The sequence below is a fragment of the Amycolatopsis sp. NPDC049868 genome (assembly GCF_044461365.1).
Classification (GTDB): Bacteria; Actinomycetota; Actinomycetes; order Mycobacteriales; family Pseudonocardiaceae; genus Amycolatopsis.
Genome location: NZ_JBITKV010000008.1, coordinates 212,990 through 227,268 on the forward strand (window position 1 = coordinate 212,990; position 14,279 = coordinate 227,268).

Annotated in this window: 15 protein-coding genes; 6 read left to right on the forward strand and 9 right to left on the reverse strand. The window is 69.4% G+C overall.

The genetic code is table 11. From position 1 onward, the window contains the following. Positions 1-51 precede the first annotated feature (51 nt). A complete protein-coding gene (locus ACIBTM_RS30050; protein ID WP_007031477.1) occupies positions 52-753 on the reverse strand; it encodes an IclR family transcriptional regulator in 702 nt (233 codons plus the stop codon). Between the two features lie 79 nt (positions 754-832). Here ACIBTM_RS30050 and leuC point away from each other — a divergent pair, with 79 nt between their 5' ends. From leuC to ACIBTM_RS30065, 3 genes are all read left to right on the forward strand, one after another. Further along, on the forward strand, positions 833-2,251 hold the full coding sequence (gene leuC, locus ACIBTM_RS30055; RefSeq protein WP_395880510.1) for a 3-isopropylmalate dehydratase large subunit: 1,419 nt from the start codon (positions 833-835) through the stop codon (positions 2,249-2,251). A 40-nt stretch (positions 2,252-2,291) separates the two neighbouring features. Next, positions 2,292-2,894: a 3-isopropylmalate dehydratase small subunit gene (leuD, locus tag ACIBTM_RS30060; RefSeq protein ID WP_395880511.1), complete on the forward strand. Its 603-nt coding sequence runs from the start codon at positions 2,292-2,294 to the stop codon at positions 2,892-2,894. A 253-nt stretch (positions 2,895-3,147) separates the two neighbouring features. Then, positions 3,148-3,813 (forward strand): HU family DNA-binding protein, encoded by a 666-nt coding sequence (locus ACIBTM_RS30065; RefSeq protein WP_395880513.1) that lies wholly within the window; start codon positions 3,148-3,150, stop codon positions 3,811-3,813. Positions 3,814-4,249: 436 nt separating this feature from the next. Here ACIBTM_RS30065 and ACIBTM_RS30070 read toward each other — a convergent pair whose 3' ends face one another. From ACIBTM_RS30070 to cofC, 3 genes are read right to left on the reverse strand one after another with little or no spacing between them, the layout of a single operon-like run. Next, the gene (locus tag ACIBTM_RS30070; RefSeq protein WP_395880514.1) at positions 4,250-5,185 is read right to left on the reverse strand and encodes an NUDIX domain-containing protein; all 936 of its coding nucleotides are present in this window, start codon (positions 5,183-5,185) and stop codon (positions 4,250-4,252) included. Then, positions 5,182-7,485: an RNA degradosome polyphosphate kinase gene (locus ACIBTM_RS30075; protein ID WP_395880515.1), complete on the reverse strand. Its 2,304-nt coding sequence runs from the start codon at positions 7,483-7,485 to the stop codon at positions 5,182-5,184. The genes ACIBTM_RS30070 and ACIBTM_RS30075 overlap by 4 nt, the downstream gene beginning before the upstream one ends. A gap of 58 nt (positions 7,486-7,543) precedes the next feature. After that, complete coding sequence (gene cofC, locus ACIBTM_RS30080; protein WP_395880516.1) at positions 7,544-8,149, reverse strand: 2-phospho-L-lactate guanylyltransferase; 606 nt, start codon at positions 8,147-8,149, stop codon at positions 7,544-7,546. A gap of 90 nt (positions 8,150-8,239) precedes the next feature. Here cofC and ACIBTM_RS30085 point away from each other — a divergent pair, with 90 nt between their 5' ends. The 3 genes from ACIBTM_RS30085 (at position 8,240) to ACIBTM_RS30095 (ending at position 10,735) form a co-directional block, all read left to right on the forward strand. Further along, a complete protein-coding gene (locus ACIBTM_RS30085; protein WP_395880517.1) occupies positions 8,240-8,983 on the forward strand; it encodes a lysophospholipid acyltransferase family protein in 744 nt (247 codons plus the stop codon). Next, positions 8,983-9,996: an NAD(P)H-dependent glycerol-3-phosphate dehydrogenase gene (locus tag ACIBTM_RS30090; RefSeq protein ID WP_395880518.1), complete on the forward strand. Its 1,014-nt coding sequence runs from the start codon at positions 8,983-8,985 to the stop codon at positions 9,994-9,996. Before ACIBTM_RS30085 ends, ACIBTM_RS30090 begins: the two co-directional genes overlap by 1 nt. 259 nt (positions 9,997-10,255) lie before the next feature. Continuing rightward, complete coding sequence (locus ACIBTM_RS30095) at positions 10,256-10,735, forward strand: cysteine dioxygenase (protein ID WP_395880519.1); 480 nt, start codon at positions 10,256-10,258, stop codon at positions 10,733-10,735. Positions 10,736-10,743: 8 nt separating this feature from the next. Here ACIBTM_RS30095 and ACIBTM_RS30100 read toward each other — a convergent pair whose 3' ends face one another. The 5 genes from ACIBTM_RS30100 to ACIBTM_RS30120 form a co-directional block, all read right to left on the reverse strand. Then, positions 10,744-11,757, reverse strand: a complete 1,014-nt coding sequence (locus ACIBTM_RS30100) for an asparaginase (protein ID WP_395880520.1) — start codon at positions 11,755-11,757, stop codon at positions 10,744-10,746. Between the two features lie 116 nt (positions 11,758-11,873). Next, on the reverse strand, positions 11,874-12,698 hold the full coding sequence (locus ACIBTM_RS30105; protein WP_395880521.1) for a class I SAM-dependent methyltransferase: 825 nt from the start codon (positions 12,696-12,698) through the stop codon (positions 11,874-11,876). Then, on the reverse strand, positions 12,695-13,075 hold the full coding sequence (locus ACIBTM_RS30110; RefSeq protein WP_395880522.1) for a VOC family protein: 381 nt from the start codon (positions 13,073-13,075) through the stop codon (positions 12,695-12,697). The genes ACIBTM_RS30105 and ACIBTM_RS30110 overlap by 4 nt, the downstream gene beginning before the upstream one ends. Positions 13,076-13,117: 42 nt before the next feature. Next, complete coding sequence (locus tag ACIBTM_RS30115; RefSeq protein ID WP_395880523.1) at positions 13,118-13,855, reverse strand: FAD:protein FMN transferase; 738 nt, start codon at positions 13,853-13,855, stop codon at positions 13,118-13,120. Then, entirely contained in the window at positions 13,852-14,268 is a 417-nt protein-coding gene (locus ACIBTM_RS30120) for an FMN-binding protein (RefSeq protein ID WP_395880525.1), read from the reverse strand. Before ACIBTM_RS30120 ends, ACIBTM_RS30115 begins: the two co-directional genes overlap by 4 nt. Positions 14,269-14,279 lie beyond the last annotated feature (11 nt).

The window sequence follows — 14,279 nt, forward strand, 5'->3', positions numbered from 1 at the left end:
GAACAGTGAAGGCCCCCTGCGCCGCAGGGGGCCTTCACTCGTTTCGAGGGGTCAGAGGCGCTCCTGGAGCGCGTCCGCGGCGGCGAGCAGGTCCGCGGCCCAGCGTGCCCCCGGCTTACGCCCTATCCGTTCGATGGGCCCGGAAACCGACACCGCGGCGACGACGGTGCCCGTCGAATCCCGCACCGGCGCCGAGACACTCGCCACACCCGGTTCCCGTTCGGCCACACTCTGGGCCCAGCCGCGACGGCGGACTTCGAGCAGTGTGCGCTCCCCGTACACCGCCTCGGTGAGGATCGTGCGCTGCGTATGCGGATCCGACCACGCGGCGAGCACCTTCGCGCCGGAGCCCGCGGTCATCGGCAGCCGTGAACCGATCGGCACCGTGTCACGCAGCCCGCTCGGCGGTTCCGCCGTCGACACGCAGACGCGCTGGACACCGTCGCGACGGTACAGCTGAACACTTTCGCCGGTGATGTCGCGCAGTTTCGGCAGCACCGAACTCGCCGCGTCGAGCAGCGGGTCGGTCGAGCCGCCCGCCAGTTCCGCGAGTGCGGTCCCCGGCCGCCAGCGGCCGTCGGGGCCGCGGCGCAACAGGCGATGCACCTCGAGGCCGACCGCGAGCCGATGCGCCGTGGCGCGCGGCAAACCGGTCCGCGTGCACAGTTCCGCCAGGCCACAAGGATCTTCGGCCACGGCCTGAAGCACGGCCACGGCCTTGTCGAGTACTCCGATACCGCTATGCTGTCCCACAAGCCGATACTATCTTCCCGAAGTTTGAGATGTCCAGATGGTGGGAAGTACCTATTCCATCGCATGTGAGGAGCCGGAAATGCCCCGGACACTGGCCGAGAAAGTGTGGGAGTCGCACCTGGTGCGGCGCGGCGAGGGGGCCGAGCCCGACCTGCTCTACATCGATCTCCACCTGCTGCACGAGGTCACCAGCCCGCAGGCGTTCGACGGACTCCGCCTGGCCGGCCGGAAACTGCGCCGCCCGGACCTCACCATCGCGACCGAGGACCACAACGTCCCGACGATCGACATCGAGCTGCCGATCGCGGATCCCGTTTCCCGTACCCAGGTCGACACCCTTCGTGCCAACTGCAAGGAGTTCGGTGTCCGGTTGCACCCGATGGGCGACGCCGAGCAGGGCATCGTGCACGTCATCGGCCCGCAGCTCGGCCTGACCCAGCCGGGGATGACCGTGGTGTGCGGCGACAGTCACACCTCGACGCACGGTGCCTTCGGCGCCATGGCCTTCGGCATCGGCACCTCCGAGGTCGAACACGTGATGGCCACGCAGACCCTGCCGCTCCGTCCATTCAAGACGATGGCGATCACGGTCGACGGGCGGCTGCGCCCCGGCGTCACGGCGAAGGACATCATCCTCGCGGTGATCGCGAAGATCGGCACCGGCGGCGGGCAGGGCTACGTCCTCGAGTACCGCGGCGAAGCCATCGAAAAGCTGTCGATGGAAGCCCGGATGACGGTGTGCAACATGTCCATCGAAGCCGGCGCGCGCGCCGGGCTCATCGCGCCGGACGAGACGACGTTCGCGTATCTGAAGGGCCGTCCGCACGCGCCGCAGGGCGCCGATTGGGACGCCGCGGTCGAGAACTGGCGCGAACTCCGCACGGACGACGACGCCGTCTTCGACGCCGAGGTGCGCCTGAACGCCGACGAGCTCACGCCTTTCGTGACCTGGGGCACGAACCCGGGCCAGGGTCTCCCGCTGGGCGCCGAGGTGCCCGACCCGGAGCGCATCGGCGACGAGAACGAGCGCATCGCCGCTGAAAAGGCCCTGTCCTATATGGACCTGAAGCCGGGCACGCCGCTGCGTGAGATCGCGGTGGACACCGTCTTCCTCGGCTCCTGCACGAACGGTCGTATCGAGGATCTGAGGGCCGCCGCGGACGTCCTGCGCGGGCACAAGGTCGCCGATTCGGTCCGGATGCTCGTCGTCCCCGGCTCGATGCGCGTCCGCCAGGCGGCGGAAGCCGAGGGGCTGGACAAGATCTTCACCGAAGCGGGCGCGGAATGGCGTCAGGCGGGCTGCTCGATGTGCCTCGGCATGAACCCGGACCAGCTCAAGCCGGGCGAGCGCAGCGCGTCGACCTCGAACCGCAACTTCGAAGGCAGGCAGGGCAAGGGCGGCCGGACGCATCTGGTCTCGCCGCTCGTGGCGGCCGCCACGGCCGTGCGGGGAACGCTGTCCAGCCCCGAAGACCTGCAGACCGCCGCCTCCCACTGACGGCACTGACATCGCTGACATCCGCGAAGGAGTTCCCAACATGGACGCGTTCACCCACCACACCGGCGTCGGGGTCCCGCTGCGCAGGTCCAACGTGGACACTGACCAGATCATCCCGGCGGTCTATCTCAAGCGCGTGAGCCGCACCGGCTTCGAGGACGGGCTCTTCGCCGCCTGGCGGTCCGACGAGTCGTTCATCCTCAACCACGAGCCCTTCAAGAACGGGTCGGTCCTGGTCGCGGGCCCGGACTTCGGCACCGGTTCTTCCCGCGAGCACGCGGTCTGGGCCTTGATGGACTACGGCTTCCGGGTCGTGATCTCCTCCCGGTTCGCGGACATCTTCCGCGGCAACTCGGGCAAGCAGGGTCTCGTCGCCGCTCAGGTCGAGCAGGCGGACGTCGAACTGCTGTGGAAGCTGCTCGAAAACGAGCCCGGGACGGAGGTCACGGTGGACCTCGAGTCGAAGACGGTACGGGCCAAGGACTTCACCGCGCCCTTCCAGATCGACGACTACACCCGCTGGCGGCTCCTCGAAGGGCTCGACGACATCGCCCTGACACTCCGCCACGCGGAGGAGATCGACACTTTCGAGACCGAGCGCCCCTCCTGGAAGCCGGTGACCCTCCCGGCGGCCTCCTCCTAGCACCGGCCGAAGGGGGCGGATTCCCTTGCTGAGCAGGGAATCCGCACCCCCGCCGGGACTGCCTCACACAGCCCCGAAACCACACCGAACGGCACCTCGAGAGGCCCTGAAGGGGTCCCTCGGGAGGCGGAACAGCCCCCGAGACAAGGGAAATTTCCGCGCGTCGTTTGGAATTTGTGCTGCATTGGTAATACCGTGTGCGCTAAGTCGGCCGACGGGGCCGTGTACAAGTAGTTCTTCTTGGAGGACTGGAATGGCCAACAAGGCCCAGCTGATCGAGGCGCTGTCGGAGCGCCTGGGCGACAAGAAGGTCGCGTCGGAGGCCGTCGATGGCCTTGTCGACATCATCATCCGGACGGTCAACAAGGGCGAGAAGGTGAACATCACCGGCTTCGGTGTGTTCGAGAAGCGCGCCCGCGCCGCCCGCACCGCGCGGAACCCGCGCACCGGTGAGACCGTTCGCGTCAAGAAGACCAACGTGCCCGCGTTCCGCGCCGGCACGACCTTCAAGGACGTCATCAGTGGTTCGAAGAAGCTGCCGAAGGCCACCGCTGTGAAGCGCGCGACCGCCGGCACCACCGCTCGTGCCACCACCACCCGCGCGACGACGACCCGGACGGCCGCCAGCCGCCCGGCCGCGACGCGTTCCACGACCACGCGGACCCGCGCCGCCGCCACGACGACGCGTGCCGCCGCGAAGCCGGCAGCCAAGGCGACCGCGACCAAGGCGGCGGCCAAGACGACCGCCACCAAGGCCGCGCCGAAGACCGCCGCCAAGGCCACGACTCGCGCCACCACGGCCAAGAAGGCGACCGCCACCAAGGCCGCCGCGAAGCCGGCCGCCAAGGCGACCGCTGCCAAGGCTCCCGCGAAGAAGGCTCCGGCCAAGCGGACTTCGGCTGCCGCGAAGAAGAAGTAAGCTCCCTCTCCACGAGTGAGCCAACGGCAAGGCCCCGCGCACCGCGCGGGGCCTTGCCGCATTTCCGGGGCCGTGATCGGCGCTGACGCGCTCGCGCGCGGTCTCCGGGGATCTTGTCCCGCGGTGGATCCGCGGCCGCCCAGTGGACGAATGTGATGCGATTCTCGCGCTGCCAGGGGAAGTCAGCGGAAAAGAATCCGCTTCGACCGTCACCCCGATGGACGCGTCGTCCCGGTGCCAGGCTCCACAGTGGAGCGACGAGCGCCGGTTCGCCTCGACACAGCCGGAGTAGGCACGTCACCCACGTGGGGGAGCCGCACGACGTTCATCCGTGCTTGGACACCGAACTCACGTGATTGAAGCCGGAACTCGCGTGATTGGAAGCGATCCGGCTCCAAACACGCGTGATCCGGCTCCAAACACGCGTGATCCGGTTTCAGGGATGTGCGGGAGCGGGCGTGGGCAAAGGCGACGCGAAGTAGTCCGCGGCCACCAGCACCGGCCCGTCCTCTTCGGTCGGCGCCCGGAACGACAGCACCCAGAACGAGCCCTTCTTCGACGGCACCACACCGCCGCGGGCGACGGTCAGGTCGACGCCGTCGCGGTCGGCCAGCGCGCTGACGACGTCCGGGATCACCCCGCCCTGGCTGGAGATCACCGGTGTCCCGCCGTCACCGGCGATGGCGAGCAGCCGTGCGACACCGAGCACCGGGTCCGGCCAGTAGCCCTCTTCCGCCAGCAGCGGCTCGTGCCGGATCTCGGCCCCGAGATCCTCGGCGAGCCCGCTCACCGTCTGGACGCAGCGAAGCCGCGGCGCCGAGAGCACCCTGCCCGGCGCGTAAAGCCGCAGCAGTGAACGCAGCGCTTCGGCTTGACGCTGGCCCGCGTCCGAAAGCGGCCGCAGGTCGTCGTCGCCGTTCCACTCGTCGCGTTTACCCGCTTTGGCGTGCCGCACCAGGATCACCGTGGTGAGTTCGGGCGGCAGCGCGGAGAACTCGCGCAGCACCCGGACGTCCCCTGGCCGGGTCAACAGTTTCTCCGCCGACTCCGTGTCGAGCCAGCGCAGCTCGTCGACCTCCTCGTTCGGCGCGAAGGCGCCGGAAACCGCGTGCGCGGAGAAATAGTCGACGGTCTTCGGCGCTCCCGCCACGGTGTATTCGGTCCGGACCAGATACCGGCCGAGCACCGCTTCGAATCCGGTCTCCTCGCCGATCTCCCGGACCGCCGCGCCCGCGATGGTCTCGCCCGGGTCCAGCTTTCCCTTCGGCAGCGACCAATCGTCATAGCGTGGCCGGTGGACCAGCGCGACCTCGATCCGGTCACCCTGACGGCGCCAGAGAACGGCCCCCGCCGCCCGCACGACCCCGCTCATCCCGCCGCCCCGTGCCGCTTCGCCAGTTCGACCTGGTGGTCGCGGACGTCGTCCCCGGACGCGGGGAACGGGGTCCACTCACCGGTGGAGTTCAGCACCCAGCACCGGGTCGAGGGGTGCAGCGCGGATTCGAAGATGTAGTCCAGCTGCGCCGTCAGTTTCGGATCCTTGACCCGCACCAGCGCCTCGATCCGGCGGTCCAGGTTGCGGTGCATCATGTCCGCGCTGCCGATCCATCGCGTGCCGCCCGCGAGGAAGGTGAAGATCCGCGAGTGTTCGAGGAAGCGGCCGAGGATGGAGCGCACGTGGATGTTCTCGCTCAGCCCCTCCACACCCGGCTTCAGCGCGCAGATCCCGCGCACCACGATGTCGACCGGCACACCGGCCTGTGAGGCGTGGTACAGCGCGTCGATCACCTGCTCGTCGACGAGCGAGTTGCACTTGATCCGGATCCCGGCGGTCTGGCCGGCGCGGGCGAGCTCGATCTCCTCGCCGATCGCGCGCACGATGCCGCGCCGGATCCCGTGCGGCGACGTGAGGATGTTGCGGTAGGTGTCCTGGCGGGAGTACCCGGTCAGCACGTTGAACAGATCCGTCAGATCCGCGCCGATCGTGGGGTCGGCGGTCAGGATGCCGAGATCCTCGTACAGGCGCGCCGTCTTCGGGTTGTAGTTGCCGGTGCCGATATGGCAGTAGCGGCGGATGGTCGAACCCTCCTGGCGCACCACCATCGACACCTTGCAGTGCGTCTTCAGCCCGACGAGCCCGTAGACCACGTGCACGCCCGCGCGTTCCAGCGTGCGGGCCCAGGTGATGTTGGCCTGTTCGTCGAACCGGGCCTTGATCTCGACCAGCGCGACGACCTGCTTACCCGCCTCGGCGGCGTCGATCAGCGCGTCGACGATCGGGGAGTCGCCGGAGGTGCGGTACAGCGTTTGCTTGATCGCCAGCACCTTCGAGTCCGCGGCGGCCTGTTCGATGAACCGCTGGACGCTGGTGGAGAACGAGTCGTACGGATGGTGCACGAGGACGTCGCCCTCGCGCAGCGTCGCGAACACCGACTTCGGCGTCTCGCGCTCACCGAACGCCGGATGCGTGGCGGGAACGAAAGGGCGATCCTTGAGCTCCTTCCGGTCGACGCCGGACAACTGGTGCAGGCAGGTCAGATCCAGCAGACCCGGCACCTCGACGACGTCGCGCGGGTCGACCTCCAGTTCACGCAGCAGCAGTTCGAGCATGTGCTCGCTCATGTCCTGTGCCACTTCGAGCCGCACCGGCGGGCCGAACCGCCGCTGCGCCAGTTCACGTTCCAGCGCTTGGAGGAGATCCTCGTCCCGGTCTTCTTCGACCTCGAAGTCCGCGTTGCGGGTGACCCGGAACGCGTGGTGCTCGGTGACCTCCATCCCGGTGAACAGCTCGCCGAGGTGCGCGGCGATCAGTTCCTCCAGCGGCAGGAAGGTCGCGGTGCGGACCTCACGCGGCTGCTGCTCGATGCGCATCAGGCGCGGCACGTTGCTCGGCACCTTGACGCGCGCGAACCGCTCGGTGCCCGCCTCCGGGTCCCGGACGGTGATCGCGAGATTGAGCGAAAGGCCGGAAATGTAGGGGAACGGGTGCGCGGGATCCACGGCCAGCGGTGTGAGCACCGGGAAGATCTGCTCGCTGAAGTAGTTGGACAGCCGGAGCTGGTCGGCGCCGGTCAGGTCGTTCCAGCCGACGATGTGGATGTCCTCGTCGGCCAGCTGCGGCCGCAGGTGCAGCTCGAAGGCGTTCGTGTGCCGCTCGACCAGGTCCTGGTTGCGTTTGGCGATGTACGCCAGCTGTTCGCGCGGGGTGAGCCCGTCCGCGCTGCGGACCGGGAGGCCGGTCTCGTCGCGGCGTTTCAGCCCGGCGACCCGCACCATGTAGAACTCGTCCAAATTGGACGCGAAGATCGCCAGGAACTTGGCGCGTTCCAGCAGCGGCTGCGACTCGTCCTCGGCCAGCGCGAGCACGCGCGCGTTGAAGTCCTGCCACGACAGCTCACGGTTGAAGTACCGGTCGTCGGGAAGGCTCTCGACGGCCGTGGGCGCCGACGTCACCGCGGGCGGCGCGGCGGGCAGCGCGCGGAACTCCTGCGCGGGACGGCTCGCCGAACCACCGCGCGTCGCGCGGACGGCCGTGCGCGGGGCCGAGCTGTTCGTCTTCCGTGCCCGGGCGGGTTTCGCCGTGCTGTTGTCCGGTTCCGGTTTCGCGGCGGAGGTCTTCCGCTTCCTTGCCGAGTTCGAGGTGCCGCCGTCATTTGTGCTCACGGGCTTCATTGTTCACCACTCGGCGCGATTATGTGCGCCGCGCGCGGGTCGCCAGGGTGAACTCTCGTCACATCACGACGCAGGGTGTTCCCAACAGCGTTGAAGTGCGCTTTCCGGCACCGAGGGTGCGGACGTGAGCGAGATCATCCGCGGTGTCCACGTCGGCCCGAAGCGATTCCGCGGCGATCGTGAGCGGGGTCGCACCGGAGGCGGTGTGCGCCCGCGCGGAACCCGTGCCGAATCGTGGCGTCAGTGCCTGGCCGGCACCCGCGAGCAACAGGGTGGTGCCCGTTCCCTGCCGGTCCGCGACGAACGCCCGCTGTCCGGCGGCCTCGGCCAGCGCGGCGGTGAGGTCTTCGGTCCGCAGCGCGGGCAGGTCGGCCTGCAGGGCGCCGACGAGAGCGGTCGGCGAGTCCCGGCGCAGCAGCTCCTCGCCGTGGCGCAGGGCCGCGTTCAATCCGCCGCGCGACGGTTCGGTGACGATCTCGACGCCGAGCTCGGTGAGATCCGCCACGGACGCCGGGTCGGCGGCGACCACCAGCACCCGCCGGACCCCGTCCGCCGAGGTCGCCGCGGACAACGTGTCGTAGGCCAGCGCCAGCACCAGTTCGGCGTGCCGCTCGGGCACGACGGCGCCGCGAAGCCGCGACTTGCCCTCGGCGGGGCGTTTCATCGGCACTATCAGGTCAAAGCCCACACGGTCCACATCTCACTTCTTACCCGACCCTCCCTGGACCGCGCTCGTACGCGCGCGGCAGGATCAGTGGTCTGGGACGACACGTGTGACTTCGAGGAGGACGAATTGGCCCGGCGTGAGAAGGGCGGCATCTGGGTGGGCATCGCCGCCGCACTGTTCTACCCGGCGACGGCCATCGGCAAGCGGGTCTACCGCAACGCCGAGCGGATCCCCCGCGAAGGCGGCGCGCTGCTCCTGCTCAACCACGTGTCCCACATGGACCCGGCGGTGGACGCGGTGTTCGTGCACCGGCAGAAGCGGGTGCCGCGGTTCCTCGGCAAGGAGAGCCTGACCAGGACGCCGATCTTCGGCAAGATCTTCGTCGGCGCCGGCCAGATCCCGGTGTCCCGCGGTTCGGCCGCCGCCGGCGACAGTCTCAAGGCCGCCCACCAGGCGTTGCGTGACGGCAAGGTCGTGGTGATCTATCCGGAGGGGACGATCACCAAGGACCCGGACGGCTGGCCGAAGAAGCCGTTCACCGGGGCCGCCCGGCTCGCGCTGGAGACCGACGTGCCGGTGATCCCGATCGCCCGCTGGGGCACGAACCACATCTTCAACGGCTACACGAAGAAGTTCACGCCGCTCCCGCGCAAGAAGATCACACACCTGGTCGGCGAGCCGATGGACCTTTCGGCCTACAAGGCCGGTTCGACCCGCAGCGCGTCCAAGCTGCGCGAGGTCACCGACCTGATGATGACGGAGATCACCGCGCTGCTCGCGGAGATCCGGCAGGAGGAACCGCCCGCGAAGAAGCCGGAGGACGACGCCTGATGGCCGAGGTCCAGCGGGTCACCGTACTCGGCGCCGGATCGTGGGGGACGGCGTTCGCCAAGGTGCTCGGCGACGCGGGGCGCGACGTGACCATGTGGGCCCGGCGGCCCGAGGTCGCGGCCGAGATCCGGGAGCGGCATCTCAATTCGCCCTATCTACCCGGTATCGAACTGCCGGAGCGGATCACCGCGACGGCCGATCCGGCCGAGGCCCTCGACGGCGCGCAGGCCGTGGTCCTCGCGGTGCCGAGCCAGACCTTGCGGACCAATCTCTCGGAGTGGTCCGGTCTGCTGCCGTCCGACGCGATCCTCGTGAGCCTCGCGAAGGGTGTCGAGCTGGGCACGCTCAAGCGGATGAGCGAGGTCATCGCCGAGATCGCGCGGGTCGACGCCGGGCAGATCGTGGTCGTGTCCGGGCCGAACCTGGCGAAGGAGATCGCGCTGGGGCAGCCCGCGGCGGCGGTGCTGGCCTGCACCGACCACGACAACGCCAAGGCGATCCAGCAGGCGAGCTTCAACCAGTACTTCCGGCCGTACACCAATACCGACGTCGTCGGCTGCGAGCTGGGCGGGGCGTGCAAGAACGTCATCGCGCTCAGCTGCGGGATGGCGGCGGGGCTCGGGCTCGGCGCGAACACCGTGGCCACGCTGATCACCCGCGGACTGGCCGAGATGGCCAGGCTCGGCGCGAAACTGGGCGCCGACCCGCTGACCTTCGCCGGGCTCGCCGGTGTCGGCGACCTGGTGGCGACCTGTTCGTCGCCGTTGTCGCGCAACCGGACCTTCGGCGAGCGGCTCGGCCGGGGCGAGACGCTGGAGCAGGCGCTGGCGGCCACCGGCGGCCAGGTCGCCGAGGGCGTCAAGTCGTGCACGTCGATCCGGGAACTGGCGATGGGTCTCGGTGTCGACATGCCGATCACCGACGCGATGCACCGGGTGTGCCACGAAGGCGTCGACCCGCGGCGTGCGGGCGCCGAGCTGCTCGGGCGGTCGCAGAAGCACGAGTGGTCCTGAGGAAGAGCGCAATATCGCGACAGACCGGGGCGGATCCGTGTTGCGAGCATGGACGTCAGGTGCAGAACTCACGGTCCACGGTATGAGATCTGTTGACCGCCGGGCTCCGCACTGGTTCGCTGGGCGCATGTTCGCACGTGGGATGACTGTGTCGCGGGGCCTCTCGGGTCTTGGTGCGGTCGCGTGCGCGTGTCGCTGTTGTCGGTGAACCCAGCCCCGGCCCAGTTCGACATCTTCTTTCTTCTGCGAGGACACCTCCATGTTCGCCGTCCCGGACAACACGCTCGTCATTCCCGAAAACCCCGCCCTGCGCCACCCGGTGCGGGTCGCGCTCGAATTCGCCGCGGACCGTGACCGCTGGCGGCACCTGCTGCGTTACGACCCCGACGAGCGCTTCTCTGCTCTCGTCGACGCCGACGAACTGCAGGAGATCTGGTTGATGAGCTGGCTGCCCGGCCAGCACACCGACCTGCACGACCACGAATTCGCCGCGGGCGCGTTCACCGTGGTCAGCGGGAAGCTGAGCGAGACCGTCGCCCGGCGCGCGGTCGACGGGCGGGCCGTGACCGAGCTGCACTCGCTGTCGGAGGGGCAGTCCCGCGTCTTCGGCCCCGGCTACGTCCACGAGGTGCGCAACGACGGGCCGGATCCCGCCGTCAGCGTGCACGTCTACCGGCACCGGCCCCGCACCATGCGGCCGTACCACCTGGACCCCGTCACCGGCCCTATCCGGGACTAACGCGAGGTTCAGGCGAGGTCGCCGCGCAGGCGGAATTCGGCCTCGACGCGCTCCCGGGATGCGCCGGTGGCGAGCAGGGTGTGCAGCAAAAGCCGGGATTTGCGCGGGTCCAGCCAGCCCGCCATCGTCGCGCCCATCGCGATCAGATCCGACTCCGAACCCCGGAAACCGTAGGTGCCGCGGAACGTCGGCCCGGCGCCGGTGCGGCCGGCGACCACGATCGGCACCTCCGGCAGGACCCGCTCGATCACGTCGGCGGACCCCGCCGAAACGTGCCCGGCGCCGTTGGCGGCGAGCACCACTCCCTTGACCCCGGCCTTGACCAGCGTTTCCAGGAGTTCGCCGGTGTCCTCCACTCCGCTTTCGACGATCGGCACCAGCCCGGAGAAGTCCGCGTTCTCCAGCGGCAACGCCGCCGGGCGGGCGGCCGCCGGGTGGAAGTAGTGCACCAAACCCTCGCTGACCAGCGCGAGCGGGCCGGCGGGAGCCGAGGAGAACGCCTCGACGTGGCTCGAATGCGTCTTCCGGACCCAGCGTCCGGCGTGGACGTCGTCGTTGAACGCGACCAGCGAGCCGCGGCCCCGGCTGCGGGGATCGGCGGCGACGGTCAGCGCGGCGAGGATGTTCCCCGCGCCGTCGGCGCTGGGCAGGCTGGGGTTGCGCATCGCGCCGGTGATCACGATCGGCGCCTCGGAAGCCCACGTCAGCTCGAAGAAGTACGCGGTCTCTTCGAGCGTGTCCGTGCCCTGGACCACGACGACGCCTTCAGCGCCTTCGTCGACGGCCCGGGCGGCCCAGTCCCGTGTCCTGATCAGGGTCGCGAAGTCCATCGAGGCGCTGGAAATCCCCGCGAGCGTTTCCGCGCGGACGTCCATCTCGAGGTTCTCGCCCAGGCCGCCGAGCAGGTCGGCGGCGGTGAGCCGGGGGATGGCGTGGTCTTCGCCGTCACCGGGGACCATGGAGATGGTGCCGCCCAGGGCGGCGACGGCGACAAGGGGCCGTTTCTCGGGGGAGACGCTCATACGGACATCTTCCCAAAAACTCGTGAGGCCACCGCCGCGCTTGCAGTACGTGAAGGCCCCCTTCCTGTACCTAGGCGCAAGGAAGGGGGCCTTCATGTACTTGGGATGGACAGGGCTCACCGCGCCTTGACGGCCTCGATCGTGAAGCTCGCCGCCAGCCGCTGCGGATCCTCGGTCAGCCGCCATTCCTCGGTCGTCTCGTTCAGGGTCATGAACCCGGGCAGCGCGTTCCACGGCACACTGTCGTGCTCCACCAGCCGCGTCAGCGTCAGCCCCGCGTCGAGCAGCGAAGTGACGATCTCGCCCAGCCCGTGGTTCCATTCGTGCGTCCGGTTGTGCTGGAACGAAACGTCGGTGTCCACATAGGTCCCCGGCTCGTCGAACACCAGCGGTTCGGCCTGCTCGAAGTACGGGTACCGCGGCGTGATCAGCGGCTGTGTCTCGTCGAGGGTGCCCAGCATCGGATGCATGTCGCGGATGAACAGCCGTCCGCCCGGCTTCAGCAGCTTCCCGACGACCTGTCCCCAGCGGGCGATGTCCGGCAGCCAGCAGAGCGCGCCGATCCCGGTGTAGACGAGGTCGAATTCCCCGGCGCCCAGCACGTCGGCGGCACTGTACACATCGGACTCGTGATAGTCGATCTCCGTGCCGGCCTCCTTGGCCAGCCGCCGTGCGATCTCCAGCGCGGGCGCGGAAAAGTCGAGGCCGGTCATCCGTGCGCCGAGCCGGGACAGCGAAAGCGTGTCCGTGCCGATATGGCACTGCAGGTGGACTCCGCGCGCACCGGAGACGTCGCCGAGCAGCGGCTGGTCGAAGGTGACCACGCCGCTGAGGTGTGTCGGGTCGGCGACGAACCGTTCGTAGCCGTAGTCCGGCGAGGCGGCGTGCGCCGGAGCGCGTTCGTCCCAGTTCGCCCGGTTGACCGACACGTAATCCGTCACGACGTCGCGGCTTTTTCGGCGGCGCTGCGCAGCACGCAGAATTCGTTGCCTTCGGGGTCTTCGAGGACGGCCCAGCCGGTGCCGTCCGGATTGCGCCGGTCGTGCTGGAGGGTCGCGCCGAGCTTCAGCAGGCGCTCCACCTCCTCGTCGCGCGGGATGTCCGGCTCGAGGCAGAGGTGGATCCGGTTCTTCACCGTCTTCGGCTCCGGGACCTGCCCGAAGAACAGCGTGACACCGTTGTCCATCACGATGATCGCTTCGGGATCGCCGGGCTGATCGTCGTCCGCCATCGGTTTGCCGACGACTTTGCTCCAGAAACGGCCCAGCTCGTAGGCGTCGGCGCAATCGAAGAAGAAGTTCTGCACGATAGAGGTCATGACGTCGCAGTCTGCCTGAGCCCGCGAAACCGGGCGAATGGTTTAAACGAGCCGCAGCCCCGGCGACCGGTGCACCTGCCGTTCCGCGTCGATGACCAGCACCTGGCAGCCTGGCCGCGACGCGACCCAGGCGATCCCCTCGGTCCCCATCGCGAAGGCGGCCGTGGCGAGGGAATCCGCGGTGACGAGGTCGTCGGCGGCGACCGTGACGCTCAGCAGCCCGACGGGCGGGCGTCCGGTCCGGCCGTCGAGGATATGCGCGCCGCGTTCGTATTCGGCCGAGGTCGCGACCGCGCCGCCGGACGATTCCACGACGGCGCAGACCGCGTCGGGCCGTTCGGGATGCCGGATGCCGACCCGCCAGGCGCGGCCGGGTTCCGGCTCGCCGGAGGTGATCACGTCCCCGCCCGCGTTGATGCAGAAGACGTCCAGTCCTTCCGCCACCAGCAGGTCCGCCGCCCGCTGCACCGCCCAGCCCTTGACCACCGCGTTCGGATCGAGCCGCCGCCCGGGGAGCCGGGCGGTGAACGCCCCGCCGGACAGCCGTTCGTAGTGGTCGCACAGCGAAAGCACTTCCAGGAGGTCGTCGCTCAGTTCCGAAGGCGAGAGTTCGCCGCGGTCGTAGCGGCAGACCTCGCTGCCGGCCTTGAACGGGCTGAACCGCGCGTCGACTTCCCGCAGCCAGCCGAAGACGCCGTCGATGGCGTGGCCGACGAGGTCGCCGCCCGCCCGGACGTCGACCGAGACCGGCAGCCCCATCACCTGTTCGACGCGGTTCATCTGGCGTCCAGCGCCGCCTGCAGCGATTTGACGTACGACTCGCTCGTCGACGTCGCCCCGGAGACGGTGTCGATGTCGGCGCTCTGCGCGGTCAGCGTCTCCTCCTGCAGGATCGGGATCGCCTCGACCCCGCGGCCGCTCGTCGGCCGTTGCAGCAGGCGGACCTCGGAGATCTTGTCCTCGGCCGAGATCACCAGCCGCACCTGGACGGTGCCGTACCGGTTGCTCTCCACCGAGCCGTCGATGGTGCGTTCGGCGCCTTCGGACGCGCCACCGTCCGCACTGGACGACGTCGGGGCGGGCGCCGCGACGGCGACGGTCTCCGAGCCGAGCGGGCCGGGTTCGTACAGCCACACACCGAGGAAGCCGGCGGCCGACAGCGCGACCGTGGCCGCGACGATGGTCTTCTTCATGATCGGATCTC

Bases quoted from the DNA above. Each gene is read 5' to 3' on its own strand.
- leuC (WP_395880510.1), top strand. From the start codon at position 833: ATGCCCCGGACACTGGCCGAGAAAGTGTGGGAGTCGCACCTGGTGCGG.
- leuD (WP_395880511.1), top strand. From the start codon at position 2,292: ATGGACGCGTTCACCCACCACACCGGCGTCGGGGTCCCGCTGCGCAGG.
- ACIBTM_RS30065 (WP_395880513.1), top strand. From the start codon at position 3,148: ATGGCCAACAAGGCCCAGCTGATCGAGGCGCTGTCGGAGCGCCTGGGC.
- ACIBTM_RS30070 (WP_395880514.1), bottom strand. From the start codon at position 5,185: ATGAGCGGGGTCGTGCGGGCGGCGGGGGCCGTTCTCTGGCGCCGTCAG.
- ACIBTM_RS30075 (WP_395880515.1), bottom strand. From the start codon at position 7,485: ATGAAGCCCGTGAGCACAAATGACGGCGGCACCTCGAACTCGGCAAGG.
- cofC (WP_395880516.1), bottom strand. From the start codon at position 8,149: ATGAAACGCCCCGCCGAGGGCAAGTCGCGGCTTCGCGGCGCCGTCGTG.
- ACIBTM_RS30090 (WP_395880518.1), top strand. From the start codon at position 8,983: ATGGCCGAGGTCCAGCGGGTCACCGTACTCGGCGCCGGATCGTGGGGG.
- ACIBTM_RS30095 (WP_395880519.1), top strand. From the start codon at position 10,256: ATGTTCGCCGTCCCGGACAACACGCTCGTCATTCCCGAAAACCCCGCC.
- ACIBTM_RS30100 (WP_395880520.1), bottom strand. From the start codon at position 11,757: ATGAGCGTCTCCCCCGAGAAACGGCCCCTTGTCGCCGTCGCCGCCCTG.
- ACIBTM_RS30110 (WP_395880522.1), bottom strand. From the start codon at position 13,075: ATGACCTCTATCGTGCAGAACTTCTTCTTCGATTGCGCCGACGCCTAC.
- ACIBTM_RS30115 (WP_395880523.1), bottom strand. From the start codon at position 13,855: ATGAACCGCGTCGAACAGGTGATGGGGCTGCCGGTCTCGGTCGACGTC.
- ACIBTM_RS30120 (WP_395880525.1), bottom strand. From the start codon at position 14,268: ATGAAGAAGACCATCGTCGCGGCCACGGTCGCGCTGTCGGCCGCCGGC.